This window comes from uncultured Methylobacterium sp. (assembly GCF_964244095.1).
Lineage (GTDB): Bacteria > Pseudomonadota > Alphaproteobacteria > Rhizobiales > Beijerinckiaceae > Methylobacterium.
This window is the reverse complement of record NZ_CAXTHR010000001.1, coordinates 74,519-94,922: the sequence shown is the minus strand read 5'-3', so window position 1 is coordinate 94,922 and position 20,404 is coordinate 74,519. Positions and strand designations below refer to the sequence as shown.

Below are 20,404 nucleotides of genomic sequence, written 5' to 3'. Positions count from 1 at the left end.
GTCGCCCTGCTCGGCCAGTTGCTCGATCGGGTAGCCGCGATAGAGCAGCACGCCCGCGTCGCCGTCGATGTAGGTGATCTTGGATTCGCACGAGGCCGTCGAGGTGAAGCCCGGATCGAAGGTGAAGGCGCCGGTCTTGGCGTAGAGCTTGCCGATGTCGATGACGTCGGGCCCGATCGTGCCGGTCTTGACGGGCAGCTCGACCTGCTTGCCGTCCACGGTGATGGTGCTGGCTGCGCTCATGGAACGTGGACCCTTTCCTGGCAACGGTTCGGTGCCGGGCCGGACCGCCTTCGACGCCGGTCCGGACCCGAAGCCATCTGCATTGCTGCAGGTGCTCACGGGACCATCGGGTTAGCGGATCGGCCGTGCGCCATCAACGGGGCGGATGACGAACGCCCGCCGGAGCCCCAAGCGAAAACCGGGCCGAGGCCGGCCTGCGCCACCGGCTCTCAGGCGTCCGCGATCCGGTCGGAGAGGCGCGCCAAGCTCTCGGCGCGCCCGAGCACGGCCATCACGTCGAAGAGCGGCGGCGAGGTGGTGCGGCCGGTGAGCGCGGCGCGCAGCGGCTGCGCCACCTGCCCGAGCTTCAGCCCGGCGCGTTCCGCGAAATGTCGCACCGCGGCCTCGGTGGACGCGGCATCCCAGTCGGGCAGGGCCTCCAGCACCGGCAGGATCGCGGCAAGACGCCCGCCCGCCTCCGCGGTGAGCAGGGCGGCGGCCTTGTCGTCGAGCGTCAGCGGCCGGGCCGCGGTGAGGTAGTAGGCGCTGTCGAGGAGCTCGATCAGGGTCTTGGCCCGCTCCTTCAGCCCCGGCATCGCCGCCGCGAGCTTTTCGCGGAGCTCCGCCGAGAGCGGCGCGGAGAGTCCGCGCTGCGCGCCGATGCCGGGCAGGATGCCCGCGACGGCCTCGACCAGGGCGGCATCGTCCGCCCCGCGGATGTAGAGGCCGTTGAGGTTCTCGAGCTTGGCGAAATCGAAGCGCGCCGGCGAGCGCCCGATCGCGGGCAGGTCGAAGGCCGCGACCATCTCCTCGGTCGAGAACACTTCCTGGTCGCCGTGGCTCCAGCCGAGCCGCACGAGGTAGTTGCGCAGCGCCGCCGGCAGGTAGCCGAGGTCGCGGTAGGCATCGACGCCGAGCGCGCCGTGGCGCTTCGAGAGCTTGGCCCCGTCCGCTCCGTGGATGAGCGGGATATGCGCCATCTTCGGCACCTCCCAGCCGAGCGCGGAAAAAATCTGGCTCTGGCGGGCGGCGTTGGTGAGGTGGTCGTCGCCGCGGATCACCTGGGTGACGCCCATGTCGTGGTCGTCGACGACCACGGCGAGCATGTAGGTCGGGTTGCCGTCCGAGCGCAGCAGCACGAGGTCGTCGAGGTCGCGGTTGGCCCAGGTCACGCGGCCCTGCACCGCGTCCTCGACCACGGTCTCGCCCTCCAGCGGCGCCCGCAGGCGGATCACCGGCTTGACGCCCGAAGGCGCGTCGGCGGCGTCGCGGTCGCGCCAGCGCCCGTCGTAGCGCAGCGGCCTGCCCTCGGCGCGGGCCCGCTCGCGCATCTGCGTCAGCTCCTCGGGGCTCGCGTAGCAGCGATAGGCGTGGCCCGACGCCAGCAGGCTCTCGGCAACCGCCCGGTGGCGCTCGGCGCGGGCGTACTGGAACACCACCTCGCCGTCCCAGTCGAGGCCGAGCCACGTCATCCCGTCGAGGATCGCGTCGATCGCCCCGCGCGTCGACCGCTCCCGGTCGGTGTCCTCGATGCGCAGCAGCATCCGGCCGCCCCTGCCGCGGGCATAGAGCCAGTTGAACAGGGCCGTGCGGGCCCCGCCGATGTGGAGGTAGCCCGTGGGCGAGGGCGCGAAGCGCGTGACGACGGGTGACGGCATCGGACGGTGGGCGGCTCTTCTGGCGGAAACGGGGACGCGCGGCGCCGGGGGCACCCCTGGACGGGATCGCGGCGTCGATCGGCCGGCCCACGGCGCGCGGGCCTCGCGTCTAGCACAGCCCCGCGGATGCGTTAAGGAATCGTTGGCCCGGGGCCGTCGCACGGAGCCGGTCGCGGATCATGGCGCGGGACATGGCACGGGAGCTCGCAACGCCGGCAGGACGGGCTCTCGCGGCGCGGGCCGCGGGCCGGTTTCCGTCGCCGGCCGTGCTCGGTCCGGCGCTCCGGGACTGGGTCGTCGGCGGGCTCGCGGTCGAGGCCGGGCAGCGACGGCTGTTCCCGTGGCTCGCGGTGGCGTTCGGGGCCGGCATCCTGATGTTCTTCACGGCGACCGACGGCGTGCCGTCGCCGCTCGCCCCACTCCTCGCGGCGGGCGCCTGCGTCGCCGTGACGCCGTTCCTCGGCGCCCGGCCGTTGGGCCTTGCCGTCGCCCTCGGCCTCGTGGCGGCGTTTCTCGGGTTCGCGGCCGGCGCGCTGCGGGTGTCCCGGGTCGCGGCGCCCGTGCTGGCGCGGACCACGATCGCGCCGCTTACCGGGCTGATCGAGTCGCTCGAAGAACGCGAGGAGGGCGCCCGCCTCGTGGTGCGGGTTGCGAGCCTCGGCACGCTGGCGGCGGCCGAGCGGCCTCTGCGGGTGCGCGTGTCGTTCAGGAAGGCGCCGCCGCTCCGCCCCGGCGACTTCATCGCGGCGACCGCGCGCCTGCTGCCGCCGCCCGAGGCCGCGCGCCCCGGCGGCTACGACTTCGCCCGCGACGCCTACTTCCGCGGGATCGGCGCGGTCGGCTCGCTGATCGGTAGGATCGAGGTCCGGCCGAGCCCGGAGCCGGTGCCGCTGCTGCTCCGCCTCGCCGCGGCGGTGGACGACGCCCGCAACGCGCTCACCCGCCGCATCACCGACGCCAACGGCGGCCAGGCCGGCGCGGTCGCCGCGGCGCTGGTCACGGGCAAGCGTGGGCTGATCGCGCCGGCGACCAACGACACGCTCAGGGCCGCCGGGATCTACCACGTGGTCTCGATCTCGGGCCTCCACATGGTGCTCGCCGCCGGCGTCGTGTTCTGGCTGGTCCGCGCCGGGCTCGCCCTGGTGCCGTTCCTCGCGCTGCACTGGCCGATCAAGAAGATCGCCGCCGGCCTCGCGATGGCGGGCGTCACCGCCTACTGCGTGTTCTCCGGCTGGGACATCGCCGCCGAGCGGTCCCTGGTGATGACCCTGATCATGCTCGGCGCGATCCTGGTCGACCGCCCGGCGCTGAGCATGCGCAACCTCGCGCTCGCCGCGATCGTCGCACTCGCCCACGAGCCGGAGGGGCTGCTGGGGCCGAGCTTCCAGATGTCGTTCGGGGCGGTCGCCGGCCTCATCGCCTGCGCTCGGCTCATCGACGGGCGCCTGTTCCGCCGCGACGGCGCCGGGCGGATCGGCCGGCTCTTCGCGCTGGCGCTGACCACGGTGGTCGGCACGCTCGGGACGACGCTGGTGGCGCAGGTCGCGACTGCGCCGTTCGCGACCTACCACTTCCAGACGGTGCAGCCCTTCGGGCTGGTCGGCAACGCGCTGACCCTGCCGCTGGTCTCGCTCGCGGTGATGCCGGCGGCCGTGCTCGGCATCCTCGCCTATCCCTTCGCCCTCGACCAGCCGGTCTGGTGGCTGATGGGGCTGGCGGTGCGCGGGATGCTGGCGATCTCCGGCTGGATCGAGGGGCTCGGCCGGGCCAACGTCGTGGTGCCGGCCTTCGGCACCGCCGCGCTCGGCTGCCTCGCCGCGGGCCTCCTGCTCGCGACGTTGCCGGTCTCGCGCCTGCGCTGGCTTGCCCTCGCGCCGGCGGCGCTGGGCCTCGGCCTCGCCGCGCTGCCGGAGCGTTACGACATCTACGTCGACCGCCAGGGCGGCGGCGCGGCGGTGCGCGGCTCGGGGGGCGCCCTCGTCGCCCTCGGCCGCCCCTCGAACTTCGTGCTGGAGCAGTGGCTGAAGGCGGACGGCGACGCCCGCACGGGGGCGCAGGCGACGGGCGGCGCGGCCTGCGACCGGATCGGCTGCACCCTTCGGGCGAAGGACGGCCGCGCGATCGCGCTCCTCAAGGACAAACGCGGCTTCGCCGAGGATTGCGCGCGCGCCGACGTGCTGATCACCGCGCTCACGGCGCCGCCCGGATGCGCCGCCGCCCTGGTGATCGATCGCGCCTATCTCGCCAGGCACGGCGCCGTGGCGATCCGCCTCGATCCGGGCGGCCTGGCGATCGCCCACGCCCGGGACCCCGGGCGGACACCGCCTTGGCGGCCGCCGCCGCAGCCGGAGGCTTCGTCACGGCCGGAGACGGAAAGGCCGCCGCCGGCCGCGTTCCGGGGGATGGCGGCGCCGGCGCGCCCCGCCGAGGAGGTCGAGCGAACGCCCGATCCGTCCTCCGACGACCCGGCCCCGGATGCGTCAGGGCCCGACATGCCGGCGAAAACCCTTCAGTAGCGGCGCACGAGGCTGACCAGCCGCCCCTGGATCTGGACGCGGTCGGGCCCGAGCACGCGGGTCTCGTAGGCGGGGTTGGCCGCCTCCAGCGCGATCGACGAACCGCGGCGGCGCAGCCGCTTCAGTGTCGCCTCCTCGTCGTCGATGAGGGCGACGACGATGTCGCCGGTGTTGGCGGTATCTTGCTTGCGGATCACCACGAGGTCGCCGTCGAGGATGCCGGCATCGACCATCGAATCACCGCGCACCTCCAGGGCGTAGTGCTCGCCGCCGGCCAGGAAGTCCGGCGACAGCGTGATCGCGTGGCTCTGGTTCTGGATCGCCGCGATCGGCGTGCCGGCCGCGATCCGGCCCATCACCGGGATCGACACCGCGCGCCCGCCGTCGTCGACCATCTGCGTCGTGGACGGGCGCGGCGGCGCAGCCTTCGCGCGGCCGCCCTCGACCACGCTCGGGGTGAAGCGGCGCGGCGCGCCGGGGGCGGAGGGCGCAGGCGCCGCGCGGGCGAGGCTGTCGGGAATCCGGATCACCTCGATCGCCCGCGCCCGGTTCGGCAACCGCCGCAGGAAGCCGCGCTCCTCCAGCGCCGTGATCAGCCGATGGATGCCCGACTTCGACTTCAGGTCGAGGGCGTCCTTCATCTCGTCGAAGGACGGCGGCACGCCGCCCTCTCGCATCCGCTGCTCGATGAACCGAAGGAGATCCAGTTGTTTGCGGGTCAGCATCGGCAGGACTCACGTTCAGGTGGCGGCCGACGGAAGATGAGGCCGCAGAAACAAAACACGAACACGTTAAACGTTCCGCAAGTGTTCCGCAAGGGTTGCTGACGGCGTGTTTTCGTGGGGCGGCGGGGGCGTCGGCGAAAAATGGCGGCGGGCTGTCATCGATAAATGGCGGCAGGCTTTTGGAAAGACACGCCAACTCAAAGGCCTAGACGAAAAATCAGTGTACACGAATGCGCGTCGGCAATGAGCGTTGAAGGCAGCCGCCAAATATCGATAACTGACTGTGATATCTAGCGTTTTTCGTAAGGTGAAGCGGCCGGACACCTCGATTGGTAAGGGCATTGGTAAGGGTGCGCAGTTTCAGCGGCCCAGCCCTTCGAGCCATTCGACGAACTCAGCCGTGTCAACCTCGACCTTGGCGGCCTCGAACTGTTTGCGAAGTTCGTCACGGTCCCCCTTTGAAGAAAGCAGATCTAGAAAATATGAGTAACCATCTGCGAGCCTAAAACGTTTCCAAAATTCAAAAAATTCATTCGGAGCAATACCCATTATATTTTTATTTAATCGACTTGCCAGAATATCTACTAGACAAAAGGCATAGACTTCGCGAAGTAAGCCGTAGCTGTGTTCGCCACGCACATCGCCGACGAACTCATCTCTTTTGCGAATATATTTCAATATGTACTTTGCTGGCACGTGCTTTCGACTGCGCCAGTTTGCAATTGCGGTGGGGCTGATTTCTATTCGCGCAGCTAGCCCGTCTTATTCACGAGGGCAGTGGATCTGGGGTGGCGAGCGTAGCGTAAGGTATTGATGTGGCTTAGGGATTGGGTGCTGACACCAAGCCCTCAGATCGCACCGAGCCTGCCACGCCCGCCATGTCCGATCCTACGTGTCTCCCGTTCGCGTTTCCATCCGTCCGGAGCAAGAAGCTCACGGCCGCCTTCGACGGCGGACGCCTGACCTCGGACGGCGGCGTCCTGCTGCTCGCTCAGGCCGCCCGGCGATCGGGGATCGCCGAGCAGCTCGCGGCTGTGATCCCCGACCGGCCGGGCAAGACGCTGTCCGGCCGCGAGGTCCGGGGCCATCTGCGCCGGCTCGTCCGAGCGATCCGCCGCCACTGGCCGACGACCGCGATCACCATCCGCGGCGACGGCCATTACGGGCGGCCCGAAGCGATGGACTGGTGCGAGGACAACCGCGTCAGCTACGTCTTCGGCCTGACCGGCACGAAGGCGCTCGCCGCCAAGGTCGAAGACACCGCTGATCATATCCGGGTGGTGCGGGCCCTCAGCGACAAGGAGGCGGTGCGTGGCTTTGCAGAGACCACCCACGCAGCCAAGTCCTGGCGGCAGCAGCGCCGCGTCGCTGCCCGCATCGAGGCCACCCGGCTCGGTCTCGACATCCGATACGTGGTCACGAACGTCGCCACTGGCACGCCGGAATGGCTCTACGCCGAACTGTACTGCGCCCGCGGCCAGGCCGAGAACCTGATCAAGCTGCACAAGGGCCAACTTGCTTCCGACCGCACCTCCTGTCGGCACCCAGCCGCCAACCAGATGCGGCTCGTCCTGCATACGGCCGCCTACTGGCTGATGCTCACCGTGCGAGACGCCGTCCCGGCCACCCATCGCCTCGCCAGGGCCGAGTTCGCCACGATCCGCCTCCGGTTGCTCAAGCTCGGCGCCCGCATCAGCGAGACCGCTGCCCGCGTCCGCCTCGCCTTCGCCGCAGCCTGCCCCGACGCCGACCTGCTGCGCCACCTCGCGATCGCGCTCGCCCCAGCCCCGGCTTGAACGGCGGGGCCGTGATGACGCCCCCACGAACCCACGCCCATCCCTCCAGCGCCGACAGAACAATCTGGATCCATACGCGTCAGAGCGGACGCGCGATCCCGCTCGACGTCAGCCCAAAACACGTCGTCAGCCAACCCCCGGTGAATAAGACGGGCTAGCACGTCACGCCGCTAGGTCACACACGTATATAGGTCCCATCGCGATCACCCGTGACCATCGCCATGGCAAGCAAATCCGTGAGGATTCTACAGCGTTCCAATAACCTGCCAAAGTAGTGCTAAGGGTCTGAACCGGACCAAGGTTTTGCTGAGACTTTGATTTTGTGATTCAGGGTGGCCGTTCGCAGCATGGATGCAGCGATGGCGGACCTATTCCGGCTCTCGAATGCGTAGTGGGCGGTGATCGAGCCGTTCATGCCCGTCAACCAACCCGGTGCCGAACGCAAGGACGACCGGATGATCCTGCCGGGCATGCTGCATGTGCTCACCTCGGGCTGCCGCTGGCGGGATTGCCCATCGGCGTACGGTCCGCGCAACAAGGTGTACGACCGATTCAACAGGTGGTCCCGGCGCGGCTTTTGGCGGGCGATGCTGGCCGCCGTGGCCAAGGCCGGATAGGCCGGCGACGCGGCGGCCATCGACAGCACCTAGAGCGCACTCCGACGAAGTGGATGCCGGTTCGTCGCGAAAGTGCGCGTTAAGACAAGGACCTAGAGCCGTGACCCGACCCAACGTGGTCGGGCACGGCTCTATGTGCAAGCGTACCGCTCGGCACCGGCGGTAAAGGGGAGCGCAAGCGCAGGCCATCTGCGCGAGGATTTCGATACCGAGGCTCTGCGACGGCTGGCCCGCGCGTGTCGGGATGCCGGTCAGAGCCGGCGGCTTTTGGCGTTGGCCTCGATCTACGAGGGCAGGAGCCGTCGGCAGGCATCCCGGATTGGGGGCGGTCGAATTCCAGACCCTGCACGATGGGGTGCCGACCTTCAACGTTGACGGACCGGATGGTCTGATCGCGTGCAAGAAGCCGGGCCCTCGGTTCATCCGCGTATGCCGATCGCGTCGAATTTCGACCTCACAGGTCACGTCGTGATTCAGGGCGGTCTCCACGGCGCCGTGCATCATGGATCGATGCCACGTAAGCCAAAGCGGCACGTCAAGCACGCGAGCAGCAACCCGAATCAGGAAGGGCTTGCGTCCGACCCGCATCCTCGGTCGACCGGACATGATGTTTGCAGGCCGCGTGCCGCGTGGAAAGCGCGGCGGCGGGATCGATTCGAAGGGGATCCGACTTGTGTGACACTTTCGTGGGCAGCCTGCCGCATCAGTCTGCCGATCTCCTCCCGTACCCCATGCGTGCTGCACAATCGTTCGGCTTGACGCTGATCGCCGGACGTCATTAGGGTGACCGTATAAGTTCGGCTGCAACGGGTAAGATCCTGGCGTCGGATTCCAGCAAGCGATGATTGCGGAGTCCCAATGCCCAAGGACGGCAAAGCCTATCTGGCCAGCATCAAAGACAATCGGTCGATCTACATCGACGGACGTCGCGTCTCGGACGTCGCGACGGATCATTGCTTCAAGAGCGCGGTTGCCACCGCCGCGGGGCTTTACGATTATCAAGCCGCCGCCGAGAACGTGGAGGCCATGACGTTCGTCTCGCCGACGAGCGGCGACAGGGTCAACCTGGCGTGGCAACTCCCCAAAACCTACAGCGACCTCGTGAAGCGGCGCCACGCGCTGGAGCGTTGGTCAGGGCTGACCTGCGGCATGATCGGCAGGTCACCCGATCATGTCGCTTCGACGCTCGCCGGGTTCCGCATGGGCATCTCGGCGTTTCAAAGCTGCGACGGGAAACGGTCGGCGGCGCTCGAATCGTACTTCCAGTACGCTCGCGACAATGACCTCTTCCTCTCCTACGTCATCATCAATCCGCAGGCCGACAAGGCGAAATCGGCCGGCGAGCAGCCGGACCCGCATCTCGTCGCATCCGTCGTCGACGAGGACGCCGGCGGCATCACGATCCGCGGCTCGAAAATGCTCGCGACGAGCGGCGTCATGGCCAACGAGCTTCTCGTCTCCGGCTTCCAGGCCCTGCAGGCGGGAGACGAAGCCTACGCCTTCACGGCGGTGGTGCCGCTCTCGGCCAAGGGCCTGACCCTGATGTCGCGGCGCAGCTACGAGCAGAACGCCACCTCCACGTTCGACTACCCGCTGTCGTCGCGGTTCGACGAGAACGATGCGGTGGTCCATTTCGACGACGTCAAGATTCCATGGGATCGCGTATTCGTCTTCAAAAATCTGAGGATGGCGAATGCGCAGTGGCATGAGACCCGGGCGCACGTCTTCCAGAACTACCAATGCATGATCCGGCTGATGGTCAAGCTGCGGTTCCTGCTCGGCATCATGCGAAAGATCGCCGAGACGAACAACATCATCAACTACCCGCAAGTTCGCGATACGCTGGGCCTGATCGCCGCCAAGGTGTCCACCATCGAGGCGCTCATCATCGCGATGGAACTGAAAGGGGAAAACTTTCAGGGCTACTACGTGCCCGATCGCTCGCTGCTCTGCACGGCACAGGTCATCGCTCAGACGACCTACCCGGAAGTCGTCGAGGCCGTTCGGTCGCTGTCCGGCGGCGGCATGATCATGGTGCCGTCCTCGTACGCCGATTTCGAGACCCCGGAGACGAACGCGATCATTCGCAAGACGCAGCGTTCTCCGGTGGTCTCGTCGGAGGAACGCGTGAAGCTCATGAAGCTGGCGTGGGATGCCGTCGGCTCGGAATTCGGCTCCCGCCACCTTCAATACGAGATGTTCTACTCGGGACCGCCGTTCGTCACGCGGGGCAACTCCTTCCGCTTCTTCGATTGGGATTCGGTGAAGTCACCGGTCGACGACTTCATGTCGTCCTACGGGTTGCCGATGGTGGACCGAAAGTTGTCGAACGCGGCGGAATAGCCGCCATGGCATTCGATCTTGACGACATCAGGCGATCGGCCTTCGTCGATCATGGAAATGCCGAGCCTCGGACGGCGCGCACGGGGCCGCTTCAAGACCTCACGTTCGCCGTGAAGGACCTCATCGACGTGGCGGGCTTCACGTCCGCCTGGGGCAACCCGGACCGGCTTCGCGAGGCGAGGCCGGCCATCGCGACGGCGCCCGCGGTGGTCGTGCCGCTGGCGGCAGGCGCGGGCCTGGTCGGGAAAACGCAGACCGACGAGCTCGCCTGCGGAATGTTCGGGATGAACCCGCATTTCGGAACGCCGGTGAATCCGATGGCGAAGGAGCGGGTGCCGGGCGGATCGTCCAGCGGTTCGGCATGCGCGGTCGCCGCGGGATTGTGCGACTTCGCCCTCGGAACCGATACCGGAGGCTCGATCCGGGTTCCGGCCAGCTTCTGCGGCGTGTTCGGCCTGCGCACGACGTTCGGCCGCATCTCGGTCGCGGGCATCATGGCCATGGCTCCGAGCTTCGACACGGTCGGCTGGCTGGCTCGGGATGCGACGACGCTGCGGCGCGTCGGGGAGGTCTACTTCGGACCCTCCGCATCGCTGCCCGAACCGCGCCTGCTGATCGCGAACGATGCCTTCGACATCCCCATCCCGACGATCAGCCGGGCGCTCCTTCCCGTCGCGAGATCGCTGGGCCGGCACGAGGACATCACGCTCTTTACGGAGGGCGTGAACGCCTGGCTCGATACGTTCAGGCCTCTGCAACTGCATGATTTGTGGTCCACGCTCGGCGCCTGGGCCAAGGTTCCGGGACGGACGTTGAGCCCGGCGGTCGCCGAACGCATCGATCTCGCCTCGACCGTCGACCCCGCGACGTTCGCGCGCGCCGCCGCGAACCGCGAGCGGCTCAGCGACCGCCTCTCGCAACTGCTCGGTGCGGATGGCGTGATCGTGCTGCCGACGGCTCACGATCTCCCGCCGCTGCGCACCGCTTCGCTGTTGGCCCAGGTCGCGTTCCGCGAGAAGACCCTGGCGCTGACCTGCGTCGCCAGCCTGTGCCGGCTCCCGCAGGTGAACATCCCCGCCGTGACCGTCGAGGGATGTCCCGTCGGGCTTTCCCTCATCGCCGGTCACAGGAACGACCACCTGCTGATGGCGGCGGCGGAGACGTTCGCCGGCGCGATGCCGGTCGCGGCGGCGGCCTGACGGCCATGGCGGGGGCCGAACGGGATTTCGTCGGGTACGGGGGGCGGCCACCGCGCGCCGAATGGCCCGGCGGCGCCCGCATAGCCCTGGTCATCGTGCTCAACGTGGAGGAGGGTGCCGAACCGTCGATCGGCGACGGCGACCCGGCGACGGAGACGGCGCTCACCGACGCCATCCCGGGCGAGGTCCCTGTCGGCACGCGCGACTACGTGGCCGAGTCGCTGTTCGAGTATGGGTCTCGGGCGGGGTTCTGGCGGCTCGCCAACCTGTTCGGCGAGCGCGGAACCCCCCTGACCCTGAACCTCTGCGCGCGGGCGATCGAGCGCAACCCGGACATCGCGGACGCCGTCAGGGCATCCGATCACGACATCTGCTGCCACGGGGACCGCTTCGCACGGCATTTCGCGATGGACCGCGAAGAGGAACGCCAGGCGATCGCCCGGGCCGTCGCCAGCCTGGAAGCCAGCCTGGGGCGCCGGCCGTCGGGGTGGCAGAGCCGGTACTCGCCGAGCCGGCATACCCGCGAACTCCTGGTCGAGCATGGCGGTTTCCTCTACGATGCGGACAGCTATGCGGACGACTTGCCGTTCTGGACGAAGGTCGGCGGGCAGGACCATCTGGTCGTTCCGCACAGCTTCACGAACAACGACAACCGGCTGGCGACAGCGAAGCTTTCTACCGCGCGCGATTTCTACGATCATCTGGCGTCGGCCTTCCGCGTCCTCTACGCGGAAGGCGCGTCGCGCCCGAAGCTGATGACGGTGAGCGTGCATTGCCGCGTCACCGGGCAGCCCGCCCGCTTCGAGGCGCTGCCGCGGTTCCTGGACTTCGTCGCCGCTCACGATCGCGTCTGGATGGCGCACCGTTCCGACGTGGCGCGCCATTGGACGACGCATCATCCGGCGGGCGTTGCGGCGTGACGCGGCGCATGCTCATCAGGGGCGGCATGATCGTCTCGGCCGGCTTCCAGGGCGCGGTCCGCAAGGACATCGTCGTGGAGAACGGCCTCATCGAGAGCGTCTCGGAGCCCGGGGCGGTCGAGGGAGCGGATTTCGTCGAGCACGACGCGACGGACAGGCTGATCACGCCCGGCTTCGTCAACGCCCACACCCACGGTCATGCCAACCTCATGAAGGGTGTCGCCGAAGCCTGGACCCTCGAGGCGTCGCTGACGCACGGGCTGTGGCTCGGCGGGGCCCGGAACGCCGAGACGGTCTACGTTTCGACGCTCCTCGGCGCGCTCGACATGATCTCGAAGGGATGTACCTCCTGTTTCGACCTCGTCTACGAGTTCCCGCTCCCGACGAAGGAGAATTTTTGGGCTGCGGCAGCCGCTTACCGCGATGCCGGGATGCGCGCCGTCCTGGCCCCGATGGTCGCCGACAGGCACCTCCTTCAGGCGATACCGGGCCTGATCGAGGCCCTGCCGTCCGACTTGAGGGACGAGGCGGCCAAATTCAGCATGCCGCCGCGCGACGCGACGATGGCCGCGGTGGAAACGATCGTGCGCTCGCGTGCGGACCTGCCCTCCGGTATCGCGCTGGCCCTGGCCCCGACCATCCCGCATCACTGCTCGGAAGGCTTCCTTACCGATTGCCGCGACGTGGCGGCCGGCCACGGCCTTCCGATCCAGATGCACGTGGCGGAATCCCGTCTGCAAGCCGTCGCCGCCGGCCGGTCCTATGGATGTTCGGCCGTCCGGCATCTCGCCAAGCTTGGCATCCTGTCCCCGAATTTCACCGCGGCGCACGGGGTGTGGCTGAACGCCGACGATCTCGATGTGCTGGCCGCGCACGGATGCTCCGTCGCGCACATGCCCGCGAGCAACTTCCGGCTCGGGTCCGGCCTTGCGCAGATACGTCCGATGCTCGACCGCGGAATCAACGTCGGCCTCGGGACGGACGGCGCGAACTCCTCGGATGCGCTGAGCATGATGGAGGCGATGCGTCTTGCCTCCTACGGCGCGCGTGCGATCGCGGGCAGCCGCGAAGACTGGCTTCGCGCACCGGAGATACTGTCCATGGCCACCGAGGGAGGAGCCAGAGCCCTCGGGCGCGACGACGGCCGCATCGCACCGGGCGCGCCTGCCGACCTCACCTTCTTCGATCTCGGGCACATCGACTTCCTTCCGGCCAACGACCCCGTCAACCAGATCGTCACCTGCGCGGACTCGTCCTCGGTCACCGACGTCATGACGGCCGGCGAATTCCGGTTGCGCCGCCGGAAATTCACCTCGCTGGACTGCGTCGGACTTCGCGAAAAGGTGGTCCGAAATACCTTGCGGCTGTCCTGGGCCACCGATGCGATGCGAAAGCTCGCGGGCCGCCTGGAGCCGCACGTCGTGGCCTTTGCCGACGCCCTCGCCTCCGAGCCGGTCGGGATGGAACGCCACGTCCGAGCAGGCGCCGGGGCGTGATCATGATGGGAGCGTCCGGTACCGTGAACGGGGCTGACCTGCGCCGCGCGTGCGGTCGCTTTGCTGCGGGAAACGCGGACGCCTTCGATGGGGCGGACACCCTGCCATCCCCGGCAGGGTTGCCGTTCGTTGCCGGAGCGATCGCCCACCTGGACTGCACGACCTACGCCGTCTGCGACGGGGGCGACCACCGCATCCCGATCGGCAGCGTCGACGGTCTCGCGGTGCACGCGGGTCGTCCGCTGCTGTTCTACGACGGACGCATCCTGTCGCGGCTCGCCCCCATCGCATCATCGGTGACACCATGACCGACACTCCGCCCGCCGGCCGCAAGACCCGCATAGGCCACATCACGCCGTCATCGAACACCGTGCTCGAACCGCTCACCTACGCGATGAACAGGGCCTGCGACCACAAATTCTCACATCATTTCAGCAGGGTGCAAGTCACCCATCTCGCCCTGTCCGCCGCCTCCGAGATGCAGTTCCAGTTGCAGGCGATGACCGACTCGGCGCGCCTTCTCAACCACGCGGCGCCCGATTGCATCGTGTGGAACGGGACCTCCGCCAGTTGGCGGGGCGCCGAGAGCGACATTGCGCTGTGCGAGGCCATCACGGCCGAGACCGGGCTTCCGGCGTCGACGTCCACCCTGGCGTTCTACAATGCATACAAGAGCAGGGGCTGGTCGAGGATAGGGTTGGCGCTGCCCTACACCGAAGACGTGAGCCAAAAAATTCGCACCGAGTATGAACGCCACGGTTTCGGGATCACCGCCGCGTCGTCCCTCGGCTTGCGTGACAACCTGGAGATCGGCAACGCCTCGTCCGAGCGCATCCGCACCGTGCTGCGAGAAGCCTCGAAGGGCACTCCGGACTGCATCGCGGTCGTCTGCACGAACTTTAACGCGACCGCCTTGATCGACGAGATGGAAAAGGAATTGCGTATCCCGATCGTCGATTCCATCGCGGTCACGTTCTGGGAAGCCGCGCGCATCGCGGGCGTCGACCTGAAGATCGACGGGTGGGGCCGTTTCCTGGCGGGCGGCGCATGAGGAACGATTGAGCATGGCGAAGGAAATCCTCGTTGCCTACGGCATCGACGTCGATGCGGTCGCGGGCTGGATCGGGACCTACGGAGGGGAGGACAGTCCGTGCGACATCTCGCGGGGCGTGTTTGCCGGCGAGGTCGGGGTCCCCCGGCTGCTGCGCCTGTTCGAGCGGTTCGGCATCAAGACGACGTGGTTCGTCCCGGGGCACTCGCTGGAGACGTTCCCCGCGGAGATGAAGGCCGTCGCCGAGGCCGGACACGAGATCGGAATGCATGGGTATTCGCACGAGAATCCCCTGATCATGACGCCCGACCAGGAGGAAGCGGTCATCGACACGTCCATCGCGCTGATCACGGCGCTTCAGGGCCGTCCGCCCGTCGGATACGTCGCGCCCTGGTGGGAGTTCAGCGCCGGGACGATCGAGCTCCTGTTGAAGAAGGGCATCCTCTACGACCACAGCCTGATGCACCGCGACTTCGTTCCGTACTATGCGCGAACCGGCGAAAGCTGGACCAAGATCGACTACGGCCGGCCTGCAGCCACCTGGATGAAGCCGATGGACCGCGGCCGCGACACCGCCCTGGTCGAGATCCCCGCATCCTGGTATCTCGACGACCTGCCGCCGATGATGTTCATGAAGGCGTCGCCCAACAGCCACGGCTTCGTCAATCCGCGCGACATCGAGGAGCTTTGGCGGGACCAGTTCGACTGGGTCTACCGGGAGTACGACTACGCCGTCTTTCCGATCACGCTGCACCCGGACGTCTCGGGCCGCCCGCAGGTGCTGGCGATGCACGAGCGGCTGTTCGAGCATTTCACGAAGCATTCCGGCGTACGGTTCGTGACCTTCGAGGAGATCGCCCGGGACTTCCAGTCACGCTTCCCGCCCGGGTCGAAGACGACGTGAGGGTGAGCGATGTGCGCGCTGTGCGGAGTGCTGTCCACGGTTCCGCACTGGTCCACGGCCGCGCCGGTCGCGGAACGGTGCGCCGCGTCCCAGGAGCGGCTCGTGACCTTCGCGGGTCGGATGCTCGCCCCGCATCGCGTGCGCCTGTCGCGGTTCGGAGGGCGTCTGCGTGTGGCCGGCCCGACGGGCCGGTGCGCGGTCGTCGACGACCTGGGCGCACTCTGGTCGGCGCTGGATAGGATGAACGTCCCTGTCGACCCGCTCTCGCCGGATCTTATCCGCGGAACCGAGCACGATCGGTGACAGCCGTCACCGTCGACGTCCTTGCCGGATTTCTGGGGGCCGGGAAGACCTCCCTGCTGCGCCGGCTGTTTGCCGCCGACGTCCTGTCGAACACCGCCCTTCTCGTCAACGAGTTCGCGGACACGACCGTGGACCTTCGGCTGCTCGGCGTCGACGGTGCCCTGGCCGAGCCCTTCGTCCAGGGATGCCTGTGCTGCGCCGTCGACGGCGACCTGCGTAGCGGTCTCCTGGACCTGCTGGGAAAGCGGGCGTCCGGGGCGGTTCCACCCTTCGAGAGGGTCATCGTGGAGACGTCGGGCATGGCCGACCCGGCCGGCCTGCTCGCGACGATCTCGAACGACCTCATGCTTCGGCATCGCTTTCGGCCCGGTTTCACCGTCACGCTCGTCGATGCCGTCGACGCCCTGGAAACGCTGGCTGCGGAGGACGTCGCGCTGTCGCAGGTCGTCATCGCCGATCGCGTCATCCTCTCGAAAGGCGACCTAGGGGACCCGAAGGCGCGGGCGGCCATCGTGTCGGCGGTCCGCGCGCTCAATCCGCTGGCCGAGGTGTCCGGCCTCTACGCGTCGCAGTGGGTGAACGATCCTTGGGCGGAGCTGTCGCCGCGACGCGTCGGACGCTTCCGCGCGTCCGCCGCAGCGCCGGATGGAACGCAGCGTCACGCGGTCTCGGCCTTGAAGCTGGAACGGCGCCTGCCGGTCGAATGGGCCTCGCTTGCGGTCTGGCTATCCGCCCTCGCGCACCGCCACGGGCACCGCATCCTGCGCATGAAGGGCTTCGCCGTGCTCCCGAACGGCAAGCGCATCGCGATTCAAGGCGTGCGCCATCTCATCTTCAGCCCCGAACACCTGCCGGACGCGTTCGCCTGCGCCGGGCTCGAGCTCGTGCTGATCATGCGCGACCTGGACGCCGCGGCCGTCAGGAGGTCGTTCGATGTCTTCGTCGCGGATAGTCAAGTGGAAGCCCTCGACGGAGATCCGGCGACGCGGCCGGATCCGTCCGGCTCCGAGTCGGAACTGGCATCCTGATTGCCTGAACGACGGGCTGGCGACGGACCGGGAATCCGGCGTCGCGGCATCATCATCAGGGTGAATTCGCAAAAGCGCGGACCGGGTCCGCGCATCGGGGTCGTATGCCTGCCCGCTCGAAGGTGCAAATGCCGATCGAAGACGACGACCTGGAAAGGCTGGGCGAGCGAGCCCGGAACGAGATGCGGTGCCTGGGCTATCCATCCCGGGAATGGGTCATCCCGAAGCATCGCGACGGGAAGGCCGCCTACGACGCCGTCGTCGTCGGAGGCGGACAGAGCGGCGTTTCCATCGCCTTCCGGTTGCTGCGCGAGCAGGTGACCAACGTTATCGTCCTGGACCGGAACCCGGCCGGCCTGGAAGGTCCCTGGTCGACCTTTGCCCGCATGCACACGCTGCGGACGCCCAAGGAGGTGACCGGGCCGGACCTCGGCATCCCAAGCCTCACGGTCCGCGCCTGGTGGGAGGCACGACACGGCCGCGAGTCCTGGGCGCGCCTGCACAAGATCCCGAGGGACGACTGGCAGGCCTACCTGTGCTGGGTTCGGTCGGTCGCCGGCATCGATGTGATGAGCGACACGCAGGTGTTCGACATAGAGCCCCTGGCCGGAGGGCTGCTGTCCGTCCACGCGACGGTGGGCGGCGAGACCACGACGCTGCTCGCAAGGAACGTCGTGCTCGCGACCGGCATCGAGGGATGCGGAACCTGGACGGTCCCGGAGGCCATCGCCGGCGCCTTGCCGCGACATCTCTACGCCCATACGTCCGAGCCGATCGACTTCGATCGCCTGTCGGGCCGGGCGGTCGCCGTGATCGGCGCCGGCGCGTCGGCCTTCGACAACGCGGCGACCGCCCTGGAACGCGGCGCCGCGTCGGTCCACCTCTTTGCCCGGCGCAGGGCGCTCCCGTTGGTCAACCCCAACCGATGGATGGAATTTTCAGGCTTCCTTCGGCATTTCGGTGATCTCGACGACGCCAGGAAGTGGGCGTTCATGAAGACGATCTTCGACATGAACCAGCCGCCGCCGCAGGAGACCTTCGACCGCTGCGCCAGGTTCCCGAACTTCACCCTGCGGCTGGGCATCGCGCCGCAGGTCGGCGCAGAGGCCGAGCATGTCGCGATCGTGCATCACGGCCGGTCCGAGCGGTTCGACTTCCTGATCGCGGGGACGGGGTTCGTGGTCGACGTCGGCAGGCGGCCCGAGCTCGCGCGGTTCTCGGACAGGATCGCGCTGTGGGCGGACCGGTACGTTCCCTCCCGAGAGGACGCGAGCGCCACGCTCGGTGCCTATCCCTACCTCTCGTCCAACTTTCAGTTCACGGAGAAGTCTCCCGAAGGCGCTCCATACCTGAAGAACATCTTCAGCTACACCTTCGCGGCAATGCCGAGCCTCGCGTGCTCGGCCGGCATCTCGGCCCTGAAGTTCGGTGTCGAACGGATCGCCGCCGGCATCAGCCGGAACCTCTTCCTGGAAGATTCCGACCTGCACCTCGCGTCGCTGCGATCGTACTGCGAGGCCGAACTCGACATGGGCCGGCTCGCGGCCGAGCCTCACGGCATGAATGCCAAGGTCGCATGATCTGTGACACGTGAAACAGGGGGAGAGAGGCGATGGTCAGTGTCGAGGACCGCAACAAGCGCATGGTCGAGTCCGCACAGAAGATCCAGAGTCCCTTCGTGCTGGATGAGACCCTGTGCCTCTACAGCCCGCAGGACAACGTCGACTCCCTCGATCACCCGAGAATCCGGGAGTGGATCGCCTTCGTCGAGAACGACTACACGCCGAGCCTTCCGAAAGGAAACGCCTCCGTGCTCCTGTTCATGCCCTGCACAAAAACCAAGCCGTATCCGTTCTCGTCCGAGCACAAGGCCATCAACCAGAGGCTGCTGGACGAAGGTTTCAGACCGACCGAGCGAAACTATCTTCCCCAGGAATTGCAGGCTAGACTGGAACCGGAGTTCTCGCAGGAGGTGCTCAACCTGTCGCCGCTGGCAAATGATGCCGGCGTCGTGATCCACCGGATGGTCATCTCGGAGCCGCTGGGCGTGGTGCCGTACGAGCATATCGCCGCGTTCAACGGGAAGGTGTCTCCGGCCGTCTCCTACGACGATCCCGGCTTGTTTGAGAAGCGCGGCAACGCCGTCTCGCCGTGGCGGGACGACTGCACGGGCCGCCGCCAATCGGCCACGCGCTGGAAGTGGGGCGACGAGGAGCAGCGGACGTACGTCGTCATGCACAACGCGATGGCGGAGACGGTCGCGAAGGTCGTCGGACGGATCGGCCACAGCTACGACGACATCGTGGCCTGGGTCGCGCCGGGGCTCACGCACCGCAGCTTCGTACTCGGACGCGACGAGCGTTCGATCAACAAGGTTCCGGCCATGAGGCAGGTCGGCGCGAAGAAGATGGCGCTGATCGGCGCCAACGATCATCTGTCGGGCAGGACGATCCACAGCATGCCGACGCGGGAGGAATGCAAGGATGCGCTCGACAGGCTGGCCAGGAAGCTCGATCTCCCGCTGGCGAAGGCGAACGGGATCTACGCACGCGGGGGCGTGTCGGCCACGCCGCTCGCGCTCCCGGAACTCCTCGATGCCCTGATGGTGCGGATCAACGGCGCGGGTGCGCACGCGAGGTATCAACGTCATGGCTAACGAACGTCTCAAGGTCGGTCTCAGCGAGTCCGACCGCACGAGGCCGCTCGCCGCCGGAGAGGTCAAGATTTCCGGGATCGAGACGGAGATCAGCCTGCTAGGCGTGCAGGACCTGTTCAACAGACAGTTGACGGACGCTACGTTCGATTGCTGCGAATTTCCGGTGTCGTCATTCCTGCGGACGCTGGAACGGCCGGAGAGGCCGTATATAGCGGTTCCCATCTTTCCTTCACGCCACTTCCGATTGTCCAGCGTCTACGTAAACACGGGGAAAAACATCCGCAAGCCGTCGGACCTCGCAGGAAAGAGGATCGGCGTGCCGGTGTTCGACATGGCCGCCGCGGTATGGCTGCGCGGCATCTTCCACGATCATTACGGTCTTGATCGCAGGTCGCCGATCTACGTTGCGGGCGGATTGGAGACGGCGCGCGCCGGCGACGAGCATCCGCAGGCATACCCCGAACGCTTCGCGCACGAACAGCGCAACGACCGCAGCCTCGCGGCGCTCCTGGCCGACGGCGAGATCGACGCGCTCTACACGGCGCGGGCGCCGTCCTCATGGCCCTCGGAGAACGTCGGACGGCTGTTCGCCGACCCGATGGGCGAGGAGATGGGGTACTTCCAGCGCACGCGCATCTTCCCCGCCATGCATCTGGTCGCGATCAAGCGCAGCGTCGTCACGCGCTGTCCCGGCTTGCCGACGGCCGTCTACGAGGCCTTCGCACGGGCGCAGGACAGCGCGCGCGCCAAGCTCGCCGACTCCGCCGCGTTGTCGACCATGCTGCCCTGGCAACTCGAGAACCTGTTGCATGCACAGGAGCAACTCGGCCAGGACTTCTGGCCGGCGGGACTGAGGAAGAACCGCCACATGATCGAGACGGCCATCGGCTACATGCTGGCCGATGGTTTGATCCGGACGAAGTTTCAGGCGGAGGATGTGTTTGCCGACTCCGATCTGCTTGCGACCTGA

17 protein-coding genes and 2 pseudogenes are annotated in these 20,404 nt (G+C 67.7%); 15 read left to right on the top strand and 4 right to left on the bottom strand.

Annotated features, from left to right (window positions below; translation table 11 throughout):
- Together ACFE86_RS00465 and gltX are read right to left on the bottom strand one after the other, a co-directional pair.
- Window positions 1-243: citrate/2-methylcitrate synthase (locus ACFE86_RS00465; protein ID WP_375453355.1), on the bottom strand; the 243-nt coding region annotated here is incomplete at its 3' end.
- A 209-nt stretch (window positions 244-452) separates the two neighbouring features.
- Complete coding sequence (gene gltX / locus ACFE86_RS00460; RefSeq protein WP_375453354.1) at window positions 453-1,880, bottom strand: glutamate--tRNA ligase; 1,428 nt, start codon at window positions 1,878-1,880, stop codon at window positions 453-455.
- Between the two features lie 191 nt (window positions 1,881-2,071).
- Here gltX and ACFE86_RS00455 point away from each other — a divergent pair, with 191 nt between their 5' ends.
- Window positions 2,072-4,396, top strand: coding sequence for a ComEC/Rec2 family competence protein (locus tag ACFE86_RS00455; protein ID WP_375453353.1), 2,325 nt, complete (start codon window positions 2,072-2,074; stop codon window positions 4,394-4,396).
- On the opposite strand, the gene lexA is transcribed toward ACFE86_RS00455, so the two are convergent.
- Window positions 4,390-5,121: a transcriptional repressor LexA gene (gene lexA / locus ACFE86_RS00450; protein ID WP_375453352.1), complete on the bottom strand. Its 732-nt coding sequence runs from the start codon at window positions 5,119-5,121 to the stop codon at window positions 4,390-4,392. The genes ACFE86_RS00455 and lexA overlap by 7 nt on opposite strands.
- A gap of 360 nt (window positions 5,122-5,481) precedes the next feature.
- On the bottom strand, window positions 5,482-5,817 hold the full coding sequence (locus tag ACFE86_RS00445) for a hypothetical protein (RefSeq protein ID WP_375453351.1): 336 nt from the start codon (window positions 5,815-5,817) through the stop codon (window positions 5,482-5,484).
- A gap of 182 nt (window positions 5,818-5,999) precedes the next feature.
- On the opposite strand from ACFE86_RS00445, the gene ACFE86_RS00440 reads away from it, so the two are divergent.
- The 14 genes and pseudogenes from ACFE86_RS00440 (at window position 6,000) to ACFE86_RS00375 (ending at window position 20,404) form a co-directional block, all read left to right on the top strand.
- Window positions 6,000-6,917: an IS1380 family transposase gene (locus tag ACFE86_RS00440; protein WP_375453350.1), complete on the top strand. Its 918-nt coding sequence runs from the start codon at window positions 6,000-6,002 to the stop codon at window positions 6,915-6,917.
- A 413-nt stretch (window positions 6,918-7,330) separates the two neighbouring features.
- Window positions 7,331-7,531 (top strand): annotated as a pseudogene (locus ACFE86_RS00435) (transposase); the annotation flags it as partial.
- Window positions 7,532-7,669: 138 nt separating this feature from the next.
- Window positions 7,670-7,955: pseudogene (locus ACFE86_RS00430) on the top strand (hypothetical protein); the annotation flags it as partial.
- A gap of 437 nt (window positions 7,956-8,392) precedes the next feature.
- Complete coding sequence (locus tag ACFE86_RS00425; protein WP_375453349.1) at window positions 8,393-9,877, top strand: 4-hydroxyphenylacetate 3-hydroxylase family protein; 1,485 nt, start codon at window positions 8,393-8,395, stop codon at window positions 9,875-9,877.
- The gene (locus ACFE86_RS00420; RefSeq protein WP_375453348.1) at window positions 9,787-11,076 is read left to right on the top strand and encodes an amidase; all 1,290 of its coding nucleotides are present in this window, start codon (window positions 9,787-9,789) and stop codon (window positions 11,074-11,076) included. The genes ACFE86_RS00425 and ACFE86_RS00420 overlap by 91 nt, the downstream gene beginning before the upstream one ends.
- 5 nt (window positions 11,077-11,081) lie before the next feature.
- Window positions 11,082-11,996, top strand: coding sequence for a polysaccharide deacetylase family protein (locus ACFE86_RS00415; RefSeq protein WP_375453347.1), 915 nt, complete (start codon window positions 11,082-11,084; stop codon window positions 11,994-11,996).
- An 8-nt stretch (window positions 11,997-12,004) separates the two neighbouring features.
- Window positions 12,005-13,492 (top strand): amidohydrolase family protein, encoded by a 1,488-nt coding sequence (locus ACFE86_RS00410; RefSeq protein ID WP_375453346.1) that lies wholly within the window; start codon window positions 12,005-12,007, stop codon window positions 13,490-13,492.
- Window positions 13,493-13,515: 23 nt separating this feature from the next.
- Complete coding sequence (locus tag ACFE86_RS00405) at window positions 13,516-13,800, top strand: flavin reductase family protein (protein WP_375453345.1); 285 nt, start codon at window positions 13,516-13,518, stop codon at window positions 13,798-13,800.
- On the top strand, window positions 13,797-14,543 hold the full coding sequence (locus tag ACFE86_RS00400) for an Asp/Glu/hydantoin racemase (protein ID WP_375453344.1): 747 nt from the start codon (window positions 13,797-13,799) through the stop codon (window positions 14,541-14,543). The genes ACFE86_RS00405 and ACFE86_RS00400 overlap by 4 nt, the downstream gene beginning before the upstream one ends.
- A 13-nt stretch (window positions 14,544-14,556) precedes the next feature.
- Window positions 14,557-15,447: a polysaccharide deacetylase gene (locus tag ACFE86_RS00395; RefSeq protein WP_375453343.1), complete on the top strand. Its 891-nt coding sequence runs from the start codon at window positions 14,557-14,559 to the stop codon at window positions 15,445-15,447.
- Window positions 15,448-15,746: 299 nt separating this feature from the next.
- The gene (locus ACFE86_RS00390) at window positions 15,747-16,778 is read left to right on the top strand and encodes a CobW family GTP-binding protein (RefSeq protein ID WP_375453342.1); all 1,032 of its coding nucleotides are present in this window, start codon (window positions 15,747-15,749) and stop codon (window positions 16,776-16,778) included.
- A 128-nt stretch (window positions 16,779-16,906) separates the two neighbouring features.
- Window positions 16,907-18,358 carry an FAD/NAD(P)-binding protein gene (locus ACFE86_RS00385; RefSeq protein WP_375453341.1) on the top strand — a complete coding sequence of 484 codons (1,452 nt, stop codon included), beginning with the start codon at window positions 16,907-16,909 and terminating at the stop codon, window positions 18,356-18,358.
- Between the two features lie 32 nt (window positions 18,359-18,390).
- Entirely contained in the window at window positions 18,391-19,434 is a 1,044-nt protein-coding gene (locus ACFE86_RS00380; protein ID WP_375453340.1) for a hypothetical protein, read from the top strand.
- A complete protein-coding gene (locus ACFE86_RS00375) occupies window positions 19,427-20,404 on the top strand; it encodes an ABC transporter substrate-binding protein (protein ID WP_375453339.1) in 978 nt (325 codons plus the stop codon). The genes ACFE86_RS00380 and ACFE86_RS00375 overlap by 8 nt, the downstream gene beginning before the upstream one ends.